Source organism: Desulfoprunum benzoelyticum (assembly GCF_014201505.1).
GTDB lineage: Bacteria > Desulfobacterota > Desulfobulbia > Desulfobulbales > Desulfocapsaceae > Desulfoprunum > Desulfoprunum benzoelyticum.
The window spans coordinates 114,411-137,264 of the sequence record NZ_JACHEO010000002.1 but is presented as its reverse complement, the minus strand read 5'-3'; the positions used below and the strand labels follow the sequence as shown (position 1 = coordinate 137,264).

Genomic DNA, 22,854 nt, shown 5'->3' with positions numbered 1-22,854 from the left:
TCAACACTGCATCCCGGATTGTCAATGGGCATGTTCCTTCGCCTGACCAAAATACACCACGGTCAGCAGGACAAATACCATTGCCTGTACGAGTGAGACCAGGACGCCGAGAATCATGATGGGTAATGGGGCAAAAAATGCGCCGGCGAGCATAAAGAGAATACCCAGAAGAGTTTCCTTCGCCATGATGTTTCCAAAAAGACGGATGGAGAGGGAGAGCAGACGGGCAAAGTTACTGATCAGTTCGATTGGTAACATCAGCGGAATAAGCCACCACATCGGGCCAATGAAATGTTTGTAATAGCCAATTCCATGGGTGCTGAAGCCGATGACATGATGGGTAACCCACACGATGATCGTCAAAGCCAGAGTCGTATTGATACTGGCGGTCGGAGACATGAACCCGGGGATCAAGCCGATCAGATTGGCGACAGCAATATAAATACCGAAGGTCGCGATCATCGGGAAGAACTTGTCCGTCATTTCACGGCCCATGTTGTCGGCAAAGAATTCGTCCATCCCTCCGACCACGATCTCCCAGAAATTCTGGCCTTTGCCGGGAATCATCTCGAGATTTCCAAGGGTCAGCTTTGAAACGACGAAAAGAAAGGCCATGACCAGCCATGTGTAGGTCATGTATGGAGCGCACAATTGCTCAAGGATGGTATGCCCCACAGGTCCGTGCGGTACTGGAAGCCCAAGTTTCTCAAGGATGATCGAAATAAATAGTATCGGATGTTCCATAATCCCTTCTTACCTCCTCCCACTGAAGAAATAGCGCCAGGCCACATTTACCGCGGTAATCGTAACCGTAAACACTACCGTTGACAACCCCAATATCAATCCAAAGATATTGACCTTCTCATACTTAATCAGGACAAGCAGGACAATACCTATAATTACAATCCGTACCCAGAACTTGACGATGTATCCGATCCTGCTCTTTTTAACCTTTTCCTTTTCAGCCATCGGCCCCGTTGAGGCCAGTGTTCCGAAAAATTTGGTTACATCGTTATGTGATACCCAAAAACTGAGGATCGAAATGACGCCTCCGACAAACACCGACCATGAAAAGAAAGCGGAGTGAAAAATCCATGCCCCAAGAGTCAGAACTACAAGATACACCCAACTCATGACCTGCATCTTATGCAGGGACATCAAGTCATCCGTCACTCTCTCGCCTTCCGGTCAATCACTTCTTTTTGTCCTGATGACGCCATACTATGTCTAACAGGTTTTTGAAACCGGCGGCAATGCCGAACGCCAGACCGATAAATGTAAACCATGGCGCCGTCCGGCCGTCGAACACCTTCTGGTCAAGGAGGATCCCACCGCCCAGACCGATGAAAATTGCGGCCACAAATGTAAACCCGACATGACCGTAATTTGCCAGCAAGTGGATCCATTCATTTTTCAAATCCGACATCTATGTCTCCACTTTCAGGGGCGTGATTTCGGCCCTGATATAACAGGTTTTGGTAGCACGCCTCTATGCCAAAGTCAATCGGTTTTTCACTTTTCGAGCAATTTCTTGAATGACCATTCAGTCATTTTTGCCGCCGTATCGAGATCTTTTTCCGAATGGGCCATGGACACGAAGGCAGCTTCGAACTGCGACGGCGCCAGATATATTCCAGTGGACAGCATCTGGCGATAGTGTTGGCCGTACCTTTCGGTGTCCGATCTCATCGCCGACTCGAAATCACTGACCGGATCCGGGGTGAAAAACACCGTCATCACCGAGCCAACCCTGTTGAGTTGCGTCGGAACCCCGGTTGCTCGGCTAATCCCGTTCAACATCTCTTCGAATCGCGCCGATTTGCGTTCAAGTTCCGTATAAACACCCGGCCGTTGCAGTTCTTTCAACATGGCGATTCCTGCCGCCATTGCCAGAGGGTTCCCGGAAAGCGTCCCGGCCTGGTACACCGGTCCATCCGGTGCGACGCAATCCATGATCTCTGCCTTCCCCCCATAGGCCCCGACCGGCAAGCCGCCGCCGATTATCTTGCCCAGGCAGGTGAGATCGGGGGTAATCCCGAACCGTTCCTGAGCACCGCCATAGGCTACACGAAAACCGGTAATGACCTCATCAAAGATCAGGAGAATATTGAGTTCCTTCGTCAGCCGACGGATACCCTCGAGAAATCCGGGAGCCGGAGGAACACATCCCATATTGCCGGCGACCGGTTCGACGATGACACAGGCTATCTCCGCGGCCTTCTGCCTCAGGGTGTCTTCCAGGATCTCCAGGTTGTTGTAGGGGATTGACAGAGTATTCTTGACTATATCCTCCGGAACCCCAGGGCTACCGGGAATTCCGAGCGTCAGGAGCCCCGATCCGGCCTTGACCAGGAACGAATCGGCGTGGCCATGATAGCATCCATCAAATTTGACGACGATATTCCGCCCGGTATACCCCCGGGCCAGGCGAACCGCACTCATCGTCGCCTCTGTACCGGAGTTGACAAACCGTACCTTCTCGATCGACGGAACCGCCTCAACCACCAGCGAAGCCAAATCCACCTCTGTCGGCGTCGGCGCCCCAAAACTGGTGCCGTCAACCGCTGCCGCCTGGATAGCAGCAATAACGGACGGATGTGCATGTCCGAGAATCATCGGCCCCCAGGAACAGACGAAATCGATATACTCGTTGTCGTCAACGTCGGTCAGCACAGCCCCCAGGCCTCTTTTGATAAATAACGGATCGCAGCCGACCGATCGACAGGCCCTGACCGGACTGTTCACCCCCCCGGGGATGACCCGCCGGGCGGCTTCAAACATTTCATCGGAAACGGTTCTTTTCATATATCCCCTTCTCATGGAACTCAGGTCAAGGTGTTGACGGCAGCAAATCAGCCCTTATTGTGGTGAGTGACGGCCGTCAGCACAAGTACATACCGCAGGCCGAGCGGCACGAAATATAGCATGCAGTCTGAAGAACTGTCAAACAGGAACCTTCTTGATTCCTCATTGATAATGCCATCATTTGAAGGATTTCCCGTGCCGGCAACCGGTCTTCCCGCCGATATTTTTGCTTGTCAGCGAAATATCCAGCAGGTAAACTGAATGCACATTTCTTCGGCTGCAAACCAATCCAGCTTGATCACGGCTGAATGATCCAATTCCGAATGAGAGGAGAGACACGCAATGGCAAATGATAAGGTCCAGCAGATGAATGATGCGGATTTCAATGCAATGATCGGTTCCGAACAGCCAACTCTGGTTGATTTCTGGGCTCCGTGGTGCGGTCCCTGCAAGGCGATCGGACCAGTGGTTGAAGAACTGGCCGAGGAATATGCCGGCAAAGTGACCATTGCCAAGATGAATGTCGACGAGAATCCCGTTACTCCCGGAAAGTATGGAATCCGTGCAATTCCGACTCTCATCCTGTTCAAGAAAGGAGAAGTCGTCGATCAGATAACCGGAGCTGTCGGCAAGGGCCAACTGATCGACCTGATCAAAAAAGCCCTCTGATTCTCCCCCGCGCTGTCTGCCGTCCAGGGGCACCCCATCCGCAGACAGCGCCTTCCCTCTTATCGAACGTTCTCACTTCATGCGGAAAAACCATTTTGACCTCGTTATCCTCGGCGGAGGGCCGGCCGGTCTGTCTGCCGGACTCTATGCAGCGAGGGCACGACTCGATCATGTCATGATCGAAAAAGGAGCCCCTGGCGGACAGGTGCTCCTTACTGACTGGGTCGATAACTATCCAGGCTTTCCCGACGGAATTTCCGGTTTCGACCTGGTGGAAAAGATGTCAGCCCATGCCCGGCGTTTCGATCTCAATACTCTTACCGCAGAAGTAACGCGTGTCGACGTGAGTGATCCTGCACGGAAACGCCTTATCCTCGACAACGGCTCGGCGATCGATTGCCGCTCCCTCATCATCTGCACCGGTGCCAGGGCGAACACCCTCAACATCCCAGGCGAACAGGAACTCCGGGGCAAAGGGGTCTCCTACTGCGGCACCTGCGATGCGCCATTCTACCGCAACATGCATGTGGCGGTCATCGGCGGCGGCAATACCGCGATCCAGGAAGCCGAGTACCTGACGAAGTTTGCCAGCAGAGTAACCGTCATCCATCGCCGGGATCAATTGCGGGCGACCAAGATCATCCAGGAGACAGCCTTCGCCAATAGCAGGATCGACTTTATCTGGAACAGTCAAGTAACCTCCATCGAAGGAACAACAGAGGTGGAACGGCTTAACCTTGTCGACAACGAAGGGAGAGCGTCGACTCTCGAGGTCGAAGGTGTTTTTGTCCTCATCGGTGTGACCCCCAACAACACGTGCCTGCCTCTCGACCTCCTACAGGCCGACAAATGGGGCTTCATTCCAACCGATGCCGAAACCTGCACCGCTGTTGCCGGTGTCATGGCCGCCGGCGACATCCGCAGCAAGGCAGTCCGCCAGATCGTCAATGCGGCCGGGGAAGGAGCAACCGCCGTGCTTGCCGCTGAGGCCTATCTGCAAAGCCTTAAACGTTAACACCGGAGAGCAATGCACAACTCAAGCCTATATCCGATCAGAGCAAACCGGGGATCGATACTCATCAGAATCTGCATCCTCATTCTCCTGTTGAATGTCGCCGGCTGCGCAAAGATGAAGGACATGCTGACCTTTACCGGAGAAGCCGAGGACGCAGCAACACTCACCGTCAACAATCTGGTGACAAAGGGGATGGACGACTATGCGGTCGGCAAATACTTTACCGCCCTCGAATATTTCCAGGAAATCCTCGACCGGTATCCCTTCGCGCCGGAAGCCACTCTTGCCGAACTCAAGGCTGCCGACTGCAATTTTTTCCTCGAGCACTATGCCGAGGCCCTGGTGCTGTATGAGGCCTTTGAGGAGAGGCACCCGACCAACGAAGCAATGCCTTACGTCATTTACCAGAAGGCAATGTGCAACTACAAGCAGATAGACCGAATTGACCGTGACGTCTCAGGGGCGGAGAAGGCCGTCCAACTCTTCAGTCAACTGATACGTGCCTACCCGAATTCACCGTACACCTCCGAGGCCAAGGCGCGGATCAAAGCAGCCCGTCAATTCATTGCCAACCATGAATTCTTTGTGGTTGATTTCTACATCAGGAGAAACAAGATAAGCGAGGCTGAAACACGATTGAAGTATATCCTGGCGACCTACCCCGATGCCGAGATAGCTCCTCGGGCCAAGGAACTTCTGGCCCAGATTCAGGCCGGCAATCCCCCGAAGCAGACCCTTTCCTCCTGGTTGCCCAAGGTCGCTCTACCCGACTGGGCAAAATTTTCATCATCGGAGGACGAGGCTTCGGAAAATCCCGCCGCGAAGGACTGATTGTAACGCTGAAACTTTGCTCCGTATGTCCGAAACGCCGATGAAACAATTTCATCGGCGTTTTCGTTTTCAACCGGGCAAACCGCTGTCGATCAAACGATCAGTTCCTCCGGCACAACCCATTCCTCGGCGAGCGACACCGCCATCGCCCGCACCGGGCACACCGTCACGCAGAGGCTGCAGCCGGTGCATTTCTGCGGATCGAACAGTACCTCCATCGATGGCCGCTTGATATAGAGAGCGCCAACAGGGCAGACTCCGGTACAAGCGCCGCATTGAAAACATTTCTCGTCATCGCGATGGATACGTGCCGCCAGTCGCTCGACCTGGACACCCAATCCTTTCAGATACTCGAGACCGGCATTGACATTGTGCTTGCTGCTCCCCTTCAGTTCGAGGATCATAACCCCCTCTCTCTGCAGCAGGATATCGGCCTTGAGGATATTGAATTCAATATCATATTCCTTGACCAGCTGATAAATATAAGGCTGGTCGCTTGTCTCTTTAGGGAAGCGCAATACGTAAATCTGAGTAAACACGTGGTGTCCTTCATTGGTCCCTGACTGATCGGACCGCCTGGTATGTATCTTCGCTCCTGCATCGCACCGCTTGCCTCACCTTACCGGCTTAGCTGCATGAGCCCCGTTGATCTTCTCCTGCACCGCCTGTTCCAGCGCAGCCAGCAACACAGCCAGCGGCCTGTCGGTATCGATGCTCACCACCTGACCTGGTTCCAATTCGTCGGGAGGCATGAAATGCACCTTCTGGTGCAGATAAATTTCCCACCGGCCATCGGAAACCGCATGGCGGTCGACAGCCCTCTCGGCCAATCTTTTTTTCACCGTCGATTCAGGACAGGTGCAGTGGATAAAAAGCAATAGGCACTGCGCTGCAAGTTCCTGCCGAAGACGATTGCGCTCCTCTCGCGACTGATACGAGGCATCCAGAACAACGCAGACATGGCTGTCTGCTGTAAGGTACGACTGAGCGCGACGCAGCAGTTCGTCATAGGTGCGACGGGTGAAGCCGGGCGTATAGATGCCCTCGTTCCAGGAGGCCCTGCTTCGATCTCGCTGTTCCAGCCCCGCCAGCTCCTTGCGAACGATATCGGAGTTGAGATAAAGTCCCCCCTGCCGTTCGGCCCAGGCCCTGGCCAGGTAGCTCTTGCCTGTGGCCACCATGCCGAAAAACACATAGACTGTCTTTCTCGTCCCGGCGTTCACAATGACAATCCGGCATAGGACTCGGCCAGGACGAAATAACGTCCGGCCTGCTCTCTGCATTCACCGGCTGTGTACTTGTCCACCCCGGGATCAATAGCCGTCAACAGATTGATCTTGCCACGCACATAGGCACGATAGCAATTGTAGAACCCGAGCATGGACAAAAGTCCTGAATCCCCTGACGCCTCCATGAACCGTTGTATAAAATACTCAGAGAGATTGTGCAAGCCATGGAAATCGAGGTCCATCGCCAGAAAAGCCACATCAGCGGCGACATCGGTGCAGCGTAGGCGGCGGCTGAACTCGATACAGTCAAAGATGATCACCTCGTCGGCGAGACAGATGTTCGCCGCGTGCAGGTCGCCATGACAGTCACGTATCCTCCCCTCCGCCATCCTGTGGTCGAAGAGGCGACGATTGGCGAGAAAGCCGGCGGCGAAATCGCGTATCCTGTCGAAGCATGCCTGTGTCAGCCCTTTCTGCCCGATATACGGAGCCGTCTGTTTGAAATTCTCCATGACGCTGCGGCCGACTTCCCTGACACTGCCGAACTCCGTCACCTTCGCCGAACTCTCGCTCCGTTGATAAAACGGCACCAGCCGGGTCACGATCCTGTCGATATCCCTTCGGCCGACCCCACCTTCGCGGATCAGCCGATTCATCATCCGCTCTTCCGGGAGCCGGGCCATCTTCACCCCATAGTCCACCTTCCGGCCACGGCCCCCAAGGCGAAACGCCCCGTTCTGACACGTCAGCGCCACCAGATCGAGATAGACGTTCTTCGGGCAGAGCCGGCGATTGAGCAGGAGTTCCTGCCTGCAGTAGTAGCGCCTGCGGGGAAGCGTCGAAAAATTGAGAAAACCGAGATCGACCGGCTTTTTCCATTTGTAGACAAAGGAGCCGGCAAGGACAACAAAGGAAATGTGGGTCTGGATCAGCCGTACCGCATCGACCGGATGCGGATACGCATCGGCATTCATGAGAAACTGAATGTATTCCGGTAATCTTTCCGGATTCATCACACACTCCCGACACCTATTTGACCATCTATTCGACGGGCCATGCATCTGTTGCGATCACACATCGATAATAGCACGAAATTGACCGGGACGTAAATCTCTCCATATCCTTTACCGCAACGCCATAACATGCTAGTCTGCATGCTGGCTTCGCAACCGATCGCATCATCTCTGCAGTTCGCTGCTCACATTTCCCGGCATCGCCTGATGGAACAGAATTTTCTCAAACACCTCCTCCTGCTTGTCCAAGACGGCCGATGTTCTGTCGATAGCGCTCTCGAACAGCTGAAACATTTCCCGGCCGAAACGACGACCGATGCCTGCATTGACCATCATCGTTCTCTGCGCACCGGGATGCCCGAGGTAATCTACGGGGCTTCAAAATCTGCAACGCAGATCATCTCCATTGCCAAAGCGCTGCTGCCCCACACCTCTCCAGTGCTCGTCACCAAGGTTGGGGAGGACAAGGCGAGGACCGTCCGCGACGAACTGCCGACAATGGTCTATCACCAAGCCGCCGAGATGCTGAGCGCCCGCGAAATACAACCCGGCAGCAGTGATCATGCCGGAACGATTGCAGTGATCTGTGCCGGAACCTCAGACATGCCGATCGCGGAGGAGGCCGCCGTTACCGCTGAAAGCCTCGGCAATCCAATCGCCAGAATCTACGATGTCGGTATCGCCGGCATTCACCGTCTCCTCGCCCATCGCCCCCTCTTCGACAAGGCAACAGCCATCATCGCCGTCGCCGGCATGGAGGGCGCGCTTCCCGGGGTCATCGCCGGACTGGTGTCGTGCCCGGTCATCGGCGTGCCGACCTCGATCGGCTATGGCTCCAGTTTCGGCGGGATCGCCGCATTGCTGAGCATGCTCAACAGCTGCGCCCCAGGATTGGCGGTCGTCAATATCAACAACGGTTTCGGGGCCGCATGCATGGCCCATGCAATCAATCTCGGCCGGATCTGCCCCCTTCCCCAAAAATAATCGCACACTCCCTTCGTCACAACGGGAGATTCGGTCTCATTTTCCGGCAGATACCTCCCTGGACCTTGCAAGATTCATGCGTTGGGGTATAATCCCGAGGTTCTGAGGCAGGAATTCGCCGCTTTCCATTCATATCTGACAACCTGTAGCACATCGGTTACGCAAACTTCGGGATATCCATGAATACATCACTCAAACTCAAACTGGGCCTGCTGGTCTTTCTCGTCGCCCTCGCTGTCGTCACGATTGTGCCCTCCTTTTACTCGGCGACTCCGGACTGGTGGAAAAAGTACATGGCCCCGGAGGGGCTTCGGCTCGGTCTTGATCTGCAGGGCGGCATGCACCTGGTGCTGAAGGTCGATCTGCAGAAGGCGGAGGAAAACTCCCTCGAACTGGCGGCCAACGATCTCAAGGATACCCTGTCGGAGCAGTCGATCAGTGCCATCCAGACGCCATCTCCTGCGGCTGGTTCGATCGTTTTCACCCTCCCCAATACCGGCAGCGTCGAGCAGGTGAAAAAACTGATCGAAGAAGATTTTCCCGATATCGACACGAAGATTGAAACCCAGGAGGGCAGCTTTCCCCGTATCATCATCACCTTGAGTGATGAGAAAAAAGATTATATCAAGACCCATTCAGTCGACCAATCCCTTGAAATCATACGAAACCGTATCGATCAGTTCGGTGTCGCCGAACCAGTCATTATCCGCCAGGGCACCGATGAAATCGTCATCCAGCTACCGGGTGTCCGCGATCCGAAGCGGGCGATGAAACTGCTTGGCGATACGGCCCAGCTCGAATTCAAGCTCGTTGCCGAACCGGCCGGCCTGAACCTGCCGGAATTGATCGACCAGACAAAGAAATCCGGACAATGGCAGGATGGCGAAGACCCGAAAAAACTCACCCGGGCTCTGCAGAACAGGTTGCCCGCCGACACATCGATCCATTTTGAGAAAAACGTCGATCCCAAGACGCGGGTCGAGACCCTGAGCCCCATCCTGCTGGAGAACAAGGTGCTGATGACTGGCGATATGGTGAAGGATGCCCAGGTCCGTATCGGCGGCAGCTTCAACGAACCGTACGTCAGTCTGGATATGACCGGCAGAGGCGGCAAACTGTTCGGCCAGCTCACCGAAAAAAATGTCGGCCGGCGCATGGCCATTGTCCTCGACAACAACGTCCGCTCCGCGCCCGTCATCCGCGAGCGGATCCTTGGCGGCTCAGCCCAGATCTCCGGCAATTTCACCCATGAGGAGGCCGCCGATCTGGCCATCGTTCTTCGTGTCGGCGCCCTGCCCGCCCCGGTCAACATCATCCAGAACCTGACCGTCGGCGCCAGTCTTGGCCAGGATTCAATCAACAAGGGTCTGGTCTCCGGTGTCTTCGGGACAATCCTCGTCGTCGGCTTCATGCTGATTTATTACCGGACCTCCGGTGCCATCGCCAACGCCGCCTTATTCCTTAACATCCTTTTTCTGTTCTCCGGCCTCGCCATCCTCAATGCCACCCTGACCCTTCCCGGCATCGCTGGCATCGTGCTTTCCATCGGCATGGCGGTCGACTCCAACGTTCTGATATTCGAACGTATGCGGGAAGAAATGGCGGTGGGGAAAACGGTGCGATCGAGCATTGAAGGTGGTTTTGACAAGGCCTTTTTTTCCATCATGGATTCCCAGGTCACCACCCTGATTACCGCCGTCGTCCTCTTCATGTTCGGAACCGGTCCGATCAAAGGGTTCGCCATCACCCTCACCCTCGGCATCCTCTTCAATCTCTATACCGCTCTCACCTGTTCGAAGATGATGTTCAATGTTCTCAATTATTTACGCCCAATAAAACAAATCGTTTATCTTAATATTATCAAAAAGCCCAATATCGATTTTTTGCGGATCAAAAAAGTCTCTTTCGTGATCTCCGGCATCACCACCCTTATCGGCATTGTAGCCTTGATTCAGATCGTACTCGGCAATGCCAACCTCGGAGTCGATTTTGCCGGCGGTTCGCTGCTCAATTACCAGGCGGAAAAGCCATTTGAACTGGCGGAAGTTCGCAAGGTGTTCGCCGACAACAACCTGGAAGGAATCGACCTGCAGGAAGTCGAGAACGAATCGCGGCTGATCGTCAAGGTCAAAAAAAGCGAAGAGGTCCTCTCCGGAATCAGCGACAGCATTACCACTCTCCTCAACAAGGAGCTACCCGGTAGAAATTTCGTCCTCGAAAGCCAGTCCGAGATCGGTTCCTCGGTCAGCTCCACCCTGCGCAACAAGGCCCTGCTGGCGATCACCCTGTCCCTGTGCGGGATCGTCTTCTACCTGGCGATCCGGTTTGACCTCCGCTTCGGCCTGGCCGGCATGCTCGCCACGCTGCACGATGTCTTCTGCGTCATCGGCATCTGCTGGCTGCTGAATATCGAGATGAACCTGCTGCTGGTGACCGCGTTGTTGACTCTCGCCGGCTACTCGATCAACGACTCGGTCGTCGTGTTTGACCGCATCCGTGAAAATATACATAAAAATCAAGAGAAGTCTCTGTACGAAACCATAAACATGAGTATCAACGAGGTGTTGAGCCGGACCGTCGTGACAGGGATGACAACACTGCTGGTCCTGTCCTCCCTCTTCTTCATGGGAGGATCAGTCATCCATGATTTCTCGCTGGTCCTGATTATCGGCATCGTGATAGGCACCTATTCCTCGGTCTTTGTCGCCAGCCCCATCCTCACCCTCTTTCAGGAAAGGAAGATCTGACATGGGGTTGAGCCAGGCCGATATCGCCCACTTTCCGGTCAACGCCCAGACACTGGAAAAAGATACCCAGTTCACCTTTTCCTGCCACAGCGGCCTGAAATGCTTCACCGAATGCTGTCGCCTCCTGGAACTGGCCCTGACACCCTATGACGTCCTTCGCCTGCGGCGGGCTACCGGTCTCAGTTCCACCGATTTTTTAGAAAAATTTGTCATTATCGAGCATCCTGAAGGCGAGGTGTTCCCCAGACTGTATCTCACGATGATCGATGACGGGCGGGCGAGTTGTGTTTTTGTCAGCGCTCTGGGCTGCACAGTCTACCAGGATCGTCCCGGGGCCTGCCGTGCGTATCCGCTCGGTCGGGGGGCGTCGAGGCACAACGCCGCAGGAAGCACTGAGGAACATTACATTCTGATCCAGGAACCGCACTGCCACGGTTTTCTTGAGCAAATAACCCAGACGGCCGAGGGCTACTGCCTCGATCAGGGACTGAGTGAATACAACCGGTTCAACGATGAGGTCGCGTCGATACTGCAACATCCTCAGGTTCGCCGTGGTAAAATACTGCAGCCTGAAGAACGGGAGCTGTTTCTTCTTTTCCTATATGATCTCGATCGCTTGCGAATCGAAATCAGCGGCGGGATGATTCCAGACATGACCCCGATCACCGTCCAGAAAGTTATGTCCTTTAACGACCCGGAACTGCTGCTCTTTGCCATCCAAAGGCTGAGAGAGCGGCTCTTTGACTGATATTTTCCGTCTTATTTTTGGTTTCGCAGCCCATGCTCAAGCTCATCGTCTTTGACTGTGACGGCGTCCTGTTCGATTCCAGGGAATCAAACCGGCATTTTTACAATCACCTTCTGCACCACTTCGGCAAACCGCCGATGACGGAAGAAGAATGTGATTTCGCCCATATTCACAATACCATGGACGCGATTGCCCATATATTTCGCCATTATCCCGAGTTGGACCTGCAGGAGGTCGACCGCTTCAGGTTGTCATGCGATTACGCTCCATTTCTGCAAATGCTTACAGTCGAGAGGGACCTGACGACCTTCCTCGATACCGTCCATCCCCACTATCACCTGGCGATATCGACCAACCGCACCAACACGATGGAACCCCTGCTGCAGAAATTTCAGCTGCGTCACTATTTCGGCAAAGTGATGACGGCGCAAAATGCCAAACGTCCCAAGCCCGCCCCGGATGCGCTGCTGGAAATTCTCTCTCACTATGATTGCAGCCCTGATGAGTCGATCTATATCGGTGACTCGACCATAGACCAACTCCACGCCGGCTCCTGCTCCGTACCCTTTATCGCCTTCAAAAATCGGCGACTGGACGCAGCTTACCATGTCGAAGGCTTCATGGAAATCCTCGCCCTCCCTCCGTTTGCAGGGCAGCACCTGGGGCAAGACGCCTGATGCTGCCTGTATATCATCTATAATTCTAACCCTTACCGCAACCATACTGCCCGTCCCTGCACCTTCACAGGCTGCAAATTCGCAGCGCAATCCTGTTCTGCCAAATCGAGATCCTGCACCAGTGCCTCCTTCATTCAATTGGAGTTCGGGTCCTAGGCAACTATCTTTTCATACCGATCCATTCGTGCAAGTAGCATGTTCCATCGCCGAGGCGAATCGAGTGACCAACTGATTGAGCTGCGATTCAAACCTCATATCGGCAGCCGCTGCGTTTTTTTTTGTGTTATGCAAAGAAGTTGATATACTGCCAGGCAAAATTTGCCTGACCGCATTCAATTCTTCTGGGGAACCGGCCACCATGAGTGCTGACACACAGCAGTTGGTTGTGATTTGTGAGGAGATCGAAACATATTTTGCCAACCATCCATTCATAGCCGTCCGACCCGCCAAAGGCGATCCCCCGGACCAGTACGAGGCAACCTACTCCATTCAAGGGATCTGCAAGGATGACAGCGGCCGTCTCCAGGTTTCTTCGCATCACGTCGTCTCCATCGCCATTCCTTCCGGCTTTCCTCACATTCCTCCACGCTGCAGACCGCTCACTCCCATCTTCCATCCCGATTTTGATCCGGCAGCCATACGTCTCGGTGGGTTCTGGAACAACGCTCGTTCCCTTCCGGAACTGATCATCTTCATCGGCAGTATGATCAGTGGCGAATTGTTTTCAAAGGAACATGCGCCTAATCAGGATGCCGCGGCATGGTACCTGGGCAATACCGAAAAACTTCCCTTTTCCAGACTCCTAAACCGTTCGGATGCCAACCCGTCCGCATCGTTGTCGACCGAGCGTGTAGCCGAACCGATGGAGATTAATGCGATTGAAGAGGCGGAATTGTTATCCGATCTCTCGCAGATCAGTCGTGTTCGCACTGCTGAATCACCAACGAGCCAAAATGATACCTCATCGACTGACCATGCGGAAACGCCAGGCTCAGACATTGATCTGGCAACCATCTGGCTCCTTGTCGGGCAGAAGCGGTTCTATCAGCTACGGAACATCCTCAAAAATCCTGCTGGCACTATCTTCTTTGACGGAAAAGAAGAAGTAGCGGATCAGATCAGGACGTCAATCCAAGCGGCTCGTCAAATCTACAAAGAAGGGGAGGACCTCGAGCTCCGAGGACTTCCGGCGCAAGCGCTTGAGAAATTTACTGCCGTCGAGCAACTGGTAAGCGATTTTCCAAAAATTGACGAAGACATTCGTCGCACGGAACAGGCCAAGGAGCTTCTCGGTGACTGGGTTCAGGGCAAGGAAGACACTTCCCCGCAAAAAACAGCATCACCTCTCGGCAAAACCGGGGCGAACAACAAAAAACAACGCGCTGGAACCCCTCTGCCCGTCGACAGAAAACCGTCCAGGTTTTTCAGCAGCTTGCAGCGCATCAATTTCGTGCCAGTCGCACTTTTTGCCGGTCTGCTGAGCGTCACTGTTCCGCCAGCGTACGTCTACCTTTCCGATACCGGTCGATACGATCAGGCGCTGCGATTGTACTCCGAATGCACAGGCCATATCCATAACAGGAGGTTCAACGAAGCAACCGAGGACTGCAGTGCCGCCCTCAAGCTGGCACAGGACATCACCATCTTCAACAAGCAGGAAAGTAATGAACTGACAGGAAAGATTGACGCCCTTCTCAACTCTGAGGATCTGCGACAGGGGTTGGCGGGCAATGTGCTCGTCAACGGCGCATATTTTCCCCAAACGTTGGCCGAAACCCTGAACAGCATTCGGAAAACAATGGACGAAGGTGACCGGCTGGCTGCCGGTGCACACTGGGAAAAAGCCATTGAGATGTACAGAAATGGAATATTGAAGCTGGAGAAAGAACCACAACTCGACCCTTCGGTTCTGGGTGATCTTAAGTTGAAACTGCATCGAGTCCAATCTCAACTTTCCATAGAAAAAGGGATTGCGGCAATGCAGAAAAAGCTATGGCAGCAGGCAATTGATCATTTCGACAATGCGTCAACTCAAATACAACCTCTCCCTCCTGATGAACAGAAGGATATCAGGGCCTCGCTGCAACCACAGCTCGACAAAAGCACCTTTCTGCTTCTCAAACAGCAGGGAGATACGCTGTTTGCCTCCGCCGATTGGACGGGAGCATTCACCTCCTTTCAGCAAGCCATCAACCTTGGAGTCAAACTCGACCAGGCGGAGGAAATCACTCTCAATGCAATCCAGACTGATATCGTCAGGGCCGATCTTTATGCGACGATCAAGGCTGGAAAGGTTGCCTTTGCAAAAAATGAGTGGAACGCGGCGATCGAACAATTCGCACGCGCCAGCAAGATTCTTATGGATAATCCACAATTGCTGGATCAGGAAGATGCCGCCAGGAACCTGCGCAAATTGTCGAGGATCATGCTGCAGGCTTCAATTATCAGGGATCAGCAGCAGGTCGAAAAGCGTATTGCGGAAAAACAGTACCGCGAAGCGATAAAAATCCTTCACCAGATTGCCGGATACATTGACAGGAGTCCGTTGAAAGCGGAAAAAGAGTTCGCGGAAATTCGCCGAAAGGTCGGTGAAACTCTCGCCACCACCCGGGAGGCCCAGGTTATCAGTGACAAGAAGACCTATCTCGAAGAGCATTTTCGAGCCTTCTTTGCCGAAAATTATCCTGCCGCTCTCCCTGAATCCCTGACATCGCCTGTCATTACCTTTATCAAAGAGGAAGAGGACAAACTCCTGTTCAAAATGCAATGCACGGAAAGCGGCAGAGGAAAACCCATGAATTTGATAATGTATTACAGTTTTGCAAAAACCACGGGAGCATGGGGATTCCACAGCGAAACTGCCGAATAGAAGGGCAATCCGGTGGCTGATTGCTCCCGGATCACCACCTAGACCAGAAAGCGAAATTCTCCCTTTCCGAGAAGATTGTGGAGGTGAAGGATTCCGACCAGTTTCTGTTCGCTGTCGATTATCGGCAGAACCGTAATTTCATGACGCTGCATGATGGACAAGGCATCAGCCGCCTGCATGCCAGGTTCGATGCAGATCGGGTTTACCGTCATCAGTCCACTGACCCCTACTTCAGCGAGACCAGCATCTCCCAGCACGTACCGGCGAACATCTCCGTCCGTCACAATTCCGACGACATGGTCAGCCAGATCGACAACCAGGACCGCACCCAGGTTTTTCTCATTCAGAACACGAACTGCCTCTGCTGCAGAAAATTCTTGCGTTATTACGGGAATATCCTGCCCAGTTAGCATGACCTGTGACACCCGGACCTTCAAACGTTCTCCGAGACTTCCACCGGGATGATTGAATCTAAAATCTTCAGCCTGGAATTTTTTGCGATTGAGCAGCACAACAGATAAAGCATCTCCCATCGCCAGGGTTGCCGTTGTACTTGCGGTTGGTGCAAGCCCCAGGGGACAAGCTTCCTTCGGTACGGCAATATCCAGGACGACATCGGCAGCCTGGGCAAGCAGTGAATTTTTGCCTCCGGTCATTGCGATGATCGTATTTCCGCGTTTTTTCATACTGGAGAGGAGCGCGTTTAATTCGATGGTCTCTCCTGAATACGATATTGCCAATATCACATCCGTAGCGGTAACCATGCCAAGATCGCCATGCATCGCCTCCACCGGATGAAGAAAAAACGATGGGCTCCCTGTGCTGTTCAATGTTGCTGCTATTTTTTGACCGATGATGCCTGACTTTCCAATTCCGGTAATAACCAACCGGGTCGGGCACTCCATGATGAGGTCAACAGCACGAAGAAATTCCTGATTTATTTTATCTCGTACTGATGTAAGACCTTGGATTTCAATGGTAAATACTTTTTTCGCTTCTTCAATCGACATTATTCAGCCAAACCTCGCTTCTCTATCTTGATGTAACCTTGCCGAAGTGTTTTTTCTTTGGCAGGATGCTACATTATCGATTTTTGCCGTCCACTTTCAAGGCCCAGTATTCTACTGGTTTCTGTTGAATGTTCAAGCATTGACATCGAGAACCTGATCATTGCAACAGCTTGAACCAAAAAGGCTAATCCAAGTTATTACAAGATATCAGCGACCTATACGGTTTACTTGCGCAGAAACCCTCCTTGTTTTAACTCAAGCTTTTCTTGCCGGTTTAGATTAAAATAAATGGTTTTGAGAAATCAAACACCACTATCTCAACAGCCATTTGCATTTTTCAAAATCACATCCAACACCCAGTATCAGGGTATTGTCAAGCCCCTCAGAGGGGTACACACATCCCATCTCTATTGCAAACGGAGTTATCCATGTCCAATTACATCTTTACCTCTGAATCAGTCTCCGAAGGCCATCCAGACAAAGTTGCCGATCAGATATCGGATGCAATCCTCGATTCCATTCTGCTCCAGGACCCCCATGCCCGGGTCGCCTGCGAAACCTTGGTTACCACCGGCATGGCAATCATCGCCGGTGAGATTACAACCTCAGCCTGGGTTGACATGCCGGATGTCGTTCGTCAAACCATCAGAGAAATCGGCTACAACTCCTCCGACATGGGCTTCGACTGGCAGTCATGCGCTGTCTTGACTTCCATCGATAAACAATCAGCCGATATCGCGCAGGGTGTTGATGAAGGCAAAGGTCTAGATCTCGATCAGGGCGCAGGGGATCAGGGACTGATGTTCGGCTATGCCTGCAATGAAACCGACGTGCTGATGCCGATGCCGATCTACTACGCCCACCTCCTGACCAGACAACAGGCGGAAATCCGCAAGGCTGGAAAATTGGCATGGCTGCGGCCGGATGCCAAAAGCCAGATGACCATCGAATATGTCGATGGCCAACCGAAACGTATCGAGGCGGTCGTCCTCTCGACCCAGCACGACGAATCCGTCAGCTACTCCGATCTCAAGGAAGCGGTGATGGAGATGATCATCAAACCGGTGCTGCCGCAGGATATGATTGACGCCAACACCAAATTTTTTATCAACCCAACCGGTCGTTTCGTAATCGGAGGCCCAGTCGGCGATTGCGGAGTCACCGGTCGGAAAATCATTGTCGACACCTATGGCGGCAAAGGTTCTCATGGCGGCGGCGCCTTTTCAGGGAAGGATCCATCGAAAGTCGATCGCTCATCATCGTATATGGGAAGATATGTCGCCAAAAATATCGTCGCTGCCGGAATCGCCTCCGAAGTCGAAGTGCAGATTGCCTATGCCATCGGAATATCACAACCCGTATCAGTCAACGTCAACAGCTTCGGAACCGGCAAAATTTCCAACGATGCCATTCGCGAACTGATTCTTGAATTTTTTGACCTCCGTCCCAAGGCTATTATTCAGCAGCTTGATCTTCTACGACCGATATATCGGCCGACCGCAGCATATGGTCACTTTGGCAGAGAAGAGGCTAATTTTACCTGGGAACGTACAGACAAGGCCGCTACCCTGCGGGATGCCGCCAAGATCTGAGGCTAATTATTCCAATCCTCAAATATTGACCTTATCAGGTGCCTTCATGACTAATTCTACTACAGATTACAAAGTTGCCGATATCTCACTTGCAGAATGGGGCAGAAAAGAGATCGCCATCGCTGAAACCGAAATGCCCGGCTTGATTGGCCTGCGCGAGGAATATCGCGACAAACAACCGCTCAAGGGCGCGCACATTGCCGGTTGCCTGCATATGACCATCCAGACGGCGGTTCTGATGGAGACCCTCGTTGCACTCGGTGCCGAAGTGCGTTGGTCCAGCTGCAATATTTTTTCAACCCAGGATCATGCTGCAGCGGCGATGGCTGCTGCCGGCATTCCTACGTTTGCCTGGAAGGGAGAAACTGAAGAGGATTTCTGGTGGTGCATCGACCAGACCATCTTCGGTCCCAATGACTGGCGCCCCAATATGATCCTTGATGATGGCGGTGACCTGACGCTCGTGATGCACACCAAATACCCCGTTGAACTTAAGAATATTCGTGGCATAAGCGAAGAAACGACGACCGGAGTGCATCGCCTCAACGAGATGGCCAAAGCGGAGACGTTGGCGTGCCCTGCCTTCAATGTTAATGATTCTGTGACCAAATCGAAGTTCGACAACCTCTATGGATGTCGCGAATCCCTGATTGACGGCATTAAACGTGCCACCGACGTCATGATCGCCGGAAAAAACGCCGTCGTCGTCGGCTACGGTGATGTCGGCAAGGGATGCGCCCAGGCATTGCGGGGGATGGGAGCTACCGTTTTTATCATTGAGATCGACCCTATTTGCGCTTTGCAGGCAGCGATGGAAGGGTACAAGGTCGTGACGATGGCAGACGCCTGCTCATATGGGAACATCTTCGTGACTTGCACCGGTAATCTCAAAGTCATTACCAGAGAACACATGGAGAAAATGCCCGATCAGGCAATCGTCTGCAATATCGGCCATTTTGATTCCGAGATCGATATAGCTGCCATCCGCAGCCTCAAGTGGGAAAACATCAAGCCTCAGGTCGACCATGTCATCTTCCCTGATGGAAAAAGAATTATCATCCTTGCCGAGGGGCGACTCGTTAATCTCGGGTGTGCTACCGGTCATCCCAGCTTTGTCATGAGCAATTCCTTTTCCAACCAGGTACTGGCCCAGATCGAACTATGGCAGAACGCAGAGAGATATGAGAAGAAGGTCTATTTCCTGCCGAAGAAACTCGACGAGATGGTGGCAATGATGCATCTGAAGAAAATCGGGGCCCAATTGACCAGACTGAACCAGGAACAGGCTGATTATATCGGTGTTGATATCGATGGTCCTTTCAAGCCTGAGTACTATCGGTACTAGCAATTCATTACAACATACATATTTTCAGACAGTTCGTTCATGAGTGCGAGAGCTGATTTCCGATTCGGCGAAAAAACGCTTCGTTAAATAGTAAATTGAGGGCAACATAATTGTCCTGACTTAATATTAAACTGGTTTTGTATTTCTCAAAGGTTTCTGAATCTAAAAACGTCTCATCTGTCTTTCAATGAGATTTTTTTCAAAATCAGTCGGCAAAAAGAAGGGGCGTTGAGTACTCTCAACGCCCCTTCCTTGATTGATATGAAAACCGAGTATCTTTAATTTCCGATACCGCCTTCACCCTCTTCGTTTTTAATACGGCTTTTCAATGCATACATCGTGGTCGAACCTGATGACCAGAACATCAATTTTCCTTCTTTCACCAGATCATTGGCAGCGTTTTTGATATCACGTGGCTTGGCCTCAGGATCGCATGCGTAGAAATCCTTGACGTACAGCTGTGGCTTAGGAGATTTCTCACTTTTCTCCAAGATTGCAGCTTTCAGATCTTCTTTACTAAGGGCCATGGTAGATCTCCTATTTAGAGGTACTTCTAAGAGCACCAGTAGGTCTGACCAGCTGATGCTGGTCAGACCTCACTATAACAACCTACTTCTTGATATGGCTGATGTATTTAAGCAGTATATTTGGCCGTATGGCTGGTGTATTTAAACTGCGTGCTTGTGCGCCATGTATCATACGCCAGCCGATAGTCATCGATGCTCTTGTCGGTGAAAGGAATTTCGCACTCCTCAAAGAACTTCTCCCAACCGATTCTCTCTGCCCACTCTCCAAGCCGCTCATACTTCTTGGCGCCCTTGGCATAGGCCTCGAGGATCTTCTTGATGGCGGCTACAGTCTCCGGCCACCGAGGAGTTGTGTTCGGGAGGAAAGGAATAACCAGTTTCGAAAACTTCGGCATCGATCTGGAGTTGGAAACCTTACCACCGACGAGGATGGCTATACCGTCACCCTCAGGGTCGGCAAGAGGCATCGCCGGGCACATGGTGTAGCAGTTGCCGCAGAACATACACCGGTCAACGTTTACCTGTACCGTTTTGATTTCTTTTCCTTCAACAGTTGCCTTGGCCGGTTTTACAGCGCCAAGCGGACAGGAAGCGATTGCCAGCGGCAGCTCGCAAACGCCGGTGATGCGGGAATGATCGATCATCGGCGGTTTACGATGGACACCGAGGATGGCGATATCCGACGCATGAACTGCGCCGCACATGTTCAGACAGCAGGCCAGAGCGATACGACACTGGGCCGGCAGAGTCATCGAGGTGAAGTAATCAAACAACTCATCCATGACGGCCTTGACCACACCAGATGCATCCGTTGCCGGGGTATGGCAATGGACCCAACCCTGGGTGTGGACGATATTGGTAATGCCGGCACCGGTACCGCCAACCGGAAACTTGTTGCCACGGCTGGCAAGGTCGTCGAGCAAAGGCTGAACCTTGGCCTTATCATCGACCATGAATTCGACGTTGTTCCTGGTGGTGAACCTCAGGAAACCATCACAGTGTTTATCGGCGATGTCGCAGATCTCGCGGACATGCTCAATTGACATCAAACGAGCAGTACCGCAACGAACTGTATAAACCTCTGCACCGGTCTCCGATTTATGCATCAGGATTCCAGGTTTCAGGATCTCATGCCAAAGCCATTTCCCCTTGTTCTCTTTAATGACCGGCGGATGGAACTGCTCATAGTAGGGAGGGCCGAGATCCGAGATCCGACCGTCCATTGGTTTATCGGGATTATAACCCATGGTAAGTCTCCTTATATTGATTATGAGATGAAACTTTGATCAAAGCTTGTACTCATTAAGCCGCATGACGACGGCGGAATTCCTCGACATCACGCTCGAAACCACCCGGAACCTCTTCGTCCTTCCAGAAGACATACGGGTTGCTTCGCGGCTCTTTTACATGCTGGGGAATCGGATCAACTCCCATGATGCTCAGGAAGGTCGGCAGACCAACACGCTGCATGGTCTCACCCACACGCTCGCGGTTCTTGCCGACTTCCATCCACCAATCCCAGATCTTTTCAATGAACTCAATAAGTTCCTCGAACTCGTTGTCCGCGGAAATCTTCATGAACGGAACGATCAGGGTCGCAAACTGGGCGCCGTCAAGAATCGGGGCCTTTGCTCCAACACAGACTGTTGCACCAGTATCGACACCAGGACGGAGCGCACGCGGCATGACGTTGATGCAATGCATGCAACGGGTACATTCCTTGTCATCAATCTTCAGTTCACCGCCTTCCATCCACATGCACTTGGTCGGACAGAGATCAACAACCTCTTTCTGTATGTCGAATTTGCCCCAATCACGACCGCTGTGGGCACCACCATTTGATGGGTAATTACCTGCGATGTATTCCTTTACGGCAGCCTGGTCAATACGGATATTGTCCTTCCAGGTACCGATTACCGCCACATCGGAACGGGCAATCGCAGCAACGCAGTCATTCGGGCAACCGGAGAATTTGAATTTGAATTTATACGGGAAGGCTGGTCGATGAATCTCATCCTGGTATTTAATAGTCAGCTGATGACAGCATTCCTCGGTGTCATAACAGGACCATTCGCAGCGGGACTGGCCAAGGCAGTTGGCAGGGGTCCGGAGGTTGGAACCGGAACCACCAAGATCCTGGTTTAAGTCATGGGTCAGATCCCAGAACAAGGGCTCAAGGTGCTCGGTACGGGTACCAAGCAGGATGATATCGCCGGTCGAACCATGGAAGTTGGTCATACCGGAACCGTGTTTCTCCCATATCTCCATCAAATGACGAAGATGCTTGGTCGAGTAGTATTTCGAAGCCGGCTGAGCGACGCGAACCGTGTGAAAATGCTCAACACCGGGAAACTGCTTCGGCACATCTGAATACCGTCCAACAATACCGCCGCCGTAGCCGAAAACACCGACGATACCACCGTGTTTCCAGTGGGTGATCCTGTCTTTGTACGACAACTCGACCTGACCAAGAATATCCCAGCACTCCGGCTTTTTCTCAGCCTGCCGCTTGAGGTCGGTAACGAAGCTTGGCCATGGGCCACTCTCCAGTTGATCCAACAAGGGCGTCTCATGCTTTGCCATGAATTCCTCCTTTGAATTTCTGTTTATACTGCAACCTTAACCTCTAAATCCTATCAGCAGTTCTCATTTCCCGGCGAATGAATGAAAATCTCGTACTCATCCACCCGGCCTGCTCATCGCTCCGTCACAAGCTGCGAAAAGACAGGAAAAAACTCAGCCTTTGACTATTCATTCAGCAGTCGAGAATATCGTTGTATATCTCGTTTGTCA

21 protein-coding genes are annotated in these 22,854 nt (G+C 52.6%); 10 read left to right on the top strand and 11 right to left on the bottom strand.

The features are described from left to right. Positions 1 to 21: 21 nt before the first annotated feature. From atpB to hemL, 4 genes are all read right to left on the bottom strand, one after another. Positions 22 to 744 carry a F0F1 ATP synthase subunit A gene (atpB, locus tag HNQ81_RS03095; RefSeq protein ID WP_183348216.1) on the bottom strand — a complete coding sequence of 241 codons (723 nt, stop codon included), beginning with the start codon at positions 742 to 744 and terminating at the stop codon, positions 22 to 24. A 9-nt stretch (positions 745 to 753) separates the two neighbouring features. Continuing rightward, a complete protein-coding gene (locus HNQ81_RS03090; RefSeq protein WP_183348213.1) occupies positions 754 to 1,158 on the bottom strand; it encodes an ATP synthase subunit I in 405 nt (134 codons plus the stop codon). A gap of 34 nt (positions 1,159 to 1,192) precedes the next feature. Then, positions 1,193 to 1,426: an AtpZ/AtpI family protein gene (locus HNQ81_RS03085; protein WP_183348211.1), complete on the bottom strand. Its 234-nt coding sequence runs from the start codon at positions 1,424 to 1,426 to the stop codon at positions 1,193 to 1,195. A gap of 86 nt (positions 1,427 to 1,512) precedes the next feature. Next, complete coding sequence (gene hemL / locus HNQ81_RS03080; protein WP_183348209.1) at positions 1,513 to 2,805, bottom strand: glutamate-1-semialdehyde 2,1-aminomutase; 1,293 nt, start codon at positions 2,803 to 2,805, stop codon at positions 1,513 to 1,515. 342 nt (positions 2,806 to 3,147) lie between these two features. On the opposite strand from hemL, the gene trxA reads away from it, so the two are divergent. The 3 genes from trxA to HNQ81_RS03065 all read left to right on the top strand — a co-directional run bounded on the left by trxA (position 3,148) and on the right by HNQ81_RS03065 (position 5,320). Beyond that, positions 3,148 to 3,474, top strand: coding sequence for a thioredoxin (trxA, locus tag HNQ81_RS03075; protein WP_183348206.1), 327 nt, complete (start codon positions 3,148 to 3,150; stop codon positions 3,472 to 3,474). A gap of 79 nt (positions 3,475 to 3,553) precedes the next feature. Next, positions 3,554 to 4,489, top strand: a complete 936-nt coding sequence (trxB, locus tag HNQ81_RS03070) for a thioredoxin-disulfide reductase (protein WP_183348204.1) — start codon at positions 3,554 to 3,556, stop codon at positions 4,487 to 4,489. A gap of 12 nt (positions 4,490 to 4,501) precedes the next feature. Next, positions 4,502 to 5,320: an outer membrane protein assembly factor BamD gene (locus HNQ81_RS03065; RefSeq protein ID WP_183348202.1), complete on the top strand. Its 819-nt coding sequence runs from the start codon at positions 4,502 to 4,504 to the stop codon at positions 5,318 to 5,320. A gap of 92 nt (positions 5,321 to 5,412) precedes the next feature. Here the strand turns inward: HNQ81_RS03065 and HNQ81_RS03060 are convergent, their stop codons facing one another. The 3 genes from HNQ81_RS03060 to HNQ81_RS03050 form a co-directional block, all read right to left on the bottom strand. Continuing rightward, on the bottom strand, positions 5,413 to 5,859 hold the full coding sequence (locus HNQ81_RS03060) for an NIL domain-containing protein (protein WP_183348200.1): 447 nt from the start codon (positions 5,857 to 5,859) through the stop codon (positions 5,413 to 5,415). 75 nt (positions 5,860 to 5,934) lie between these two features. Further along, positions 5,935 to 6,543, bottom strand: coding sequence for an AAA family ATPase (locus HNQ81_RS03055; protein ID WP_183348198.1), 609 nt, complete (start codon positions 6,541 to 6,543; stop codon positions 5,935 to 5,937). Further along, on the bottom strand, positions 6,540 to 7,562 hold the full coding sequence (locus HNQ81_RS03050; RefSeq protein ID WP_183348196.1) for a phosphotransferase: 1,023 nt from the start codon (positions 7,560 to 7,562) through the stop codon (positions 6,540 to 6,542). The genes HNQ81_RS03055 and HNQ81_RS03050 overlap by 4 nt, the downstream gene beginning before the upstream one ends. A gap of 207 nt (positions 7,563 to 7,769) precedes the next feature. Between HNQ81_RS03050 and larB the strand changes: the two genes are divergently transcribed. From larB to HNQ81_RS03025, 5 genes are all read left to right on the top strand, one after another. Continuing rightward, positions 7,770 to 8,546: a nickel pincer cofactor biosynthesis protein LarB gene (larB, locus tag HNQ81_RS03045; protein WP_183348194.1), complete on the top strand. Its 777-nt coding sequence runs from the start codon at positions 7,770 to 7,772 to the stop codon at positions 8,544 to 8,546. A gap of 179 nt (positions 8,547 to 8,725) precedes the next feature. Continuing rightward, complete coding sequence (gene secD / locus HNQ81_RS03040; protein ID WP_183348192.1) at positions 8,726 to 11,293, top strand: protein translocase subunit SecD; 2,568 nt, start codon at positions 8,726 to 8,728, stop codon at positions 11,291 to 11,293. A gap of 1 nt (position 11,294) precedes the next feature. Beyond that, positions 11,295 to 12,041, top strand: a complete 747-nt coding sequence (locus tag HNQ81_RS03035; protein ID WP_183348190.1) for a YkgJ family cysteine cluster protein — start codon at positions 11,295 to 11,297, stop codon at positions 12,039 to 12,041. Between the two features lie 32 nt (positions 12,042 to 12,073). Then, positions 12,074 to 12,718 (top strand): HAD family hydrolase, encoded by a 645-nt coding sequence (locus HNQ81_RS03030; RefSeq protein WP_183348188.1) that lies wholly within the window; start codon positions 12,074 to 12,076, stop codon positions 12,716 to 12,718. 358 nt (positions 12,719 to 13,076) lie between these two features. Further along, on the top strand, positions 13,077 to 15,587 hold the full coding sequence (locus HNQ81_RS03025) for a ubiquitin-conjugating enzyme family protein (RefSeq protein WP_183348186.1): 2,511 nt from the start codon (positions 13,077 to 13,079) through the stop codon (positions 15,585 to 15,587). A gap of 38 nt (positions 15,588 to 15,625) precedes the next feature. Here HNQ81_RS03025 and HNQ81_RS03020 read toward each other — a convergent pair whose 3' ends face one another. Further along, the gene (locus HNQ81_RS03020; protein ID WP_183348185.1) at positions 15,626 to 16,597 is read right to left on the bottom strand and encodes a KpsF/GutQ family sugar-phosphate isomerase; all 972 of its coding nucleotides are present in this window, start codon (positions 16,595 to 16,597) and stop codon (positions 15,626 to 15,628) included. A gap of 428 nt (positions 16,598 to 17,025) precedes the next feature. Between HNQ81_RS03020 and metK the strand changes: the two genes are divergently transcribed. Both metK and ahcY read left to right on the top strand, forming a co-directional pair. Next, the gene (gene metK / locus HNQ81_RS03015) at positions 17,026 to 18,189 is read left to right on the top strand and encodes a methionine adenosyltransferase (protein ID WP_183348183.1); all 1,164 of its coding nucleotides are present in this window, start codon (positions 17,026 to 17,028) and stop codon (positions 18,187 to 18,189) included. A gap of 46 nt (positions 18,190 to 18,235) precedes the next feature. Then, positions 18,236 to 19,534: an adenosylhomocysteinase gene (ahcY, locus tag HNQ81_RS03010; protein ID WP_183348181.1), complete on the top strand. Its 1,299-nt coding sequence runs from the start codon at positions 18,236 to 18,238 to the stop codon at positions 19,532 to 19,534. A 278-nt stretch (positions 19,535 to 19,812) separates the two neighbouring features. On the opposite strand, the gene HNQ81_RS03005 is transcribed toward ahcY, so the two are convergent. The 3 genes from HNQ81_RS03005 to dsrA form a co-directional block, all read right to left on the bottom strand. After that, a complete protein-coding gene (locus tag HNQ81_RS03005; RefSeq protein ID WP_183348179.1) occupies positions 19,813 to 20,061 on the bottom strand; it encodes a dissimilatory sulfite reductase D family protein in 249 nt (82 codons plus the stop codon). A 107-nt stretch (positions 20,062 to 20,168) separates the two neighbouring features. After that, positions 20,169 to 21,308 (bottom strand): dissimilatory-type sulfite reductase subunit beta, encoded by a 1,140-nt coding sequence (gene dsrB / locus HNQ81_RS03000; RefSeq protein WP_183348176.1) that lies wholly within the window; start codon positions 21,306 to 21,308, stop codon positions 20,169 to 20,171. Between the two features lie 55 nt (positions 21,309 to 21,363). Continuing rightward, positions 21,364 to 22,644, bottom strand: coding sequence for a dissimilatory-type sulfite reductase subunit alpha (gene dsrA, locus HNQ81_RS02995; RefSeq protein ID WP_183348174.1), 1,281 nt, complete (start codon positions 22,642 to 22,644; stop codon positions 21,364 to 21,366). Positions 22,645 to 22,854 lie beyond the last annotated feature (210 nt).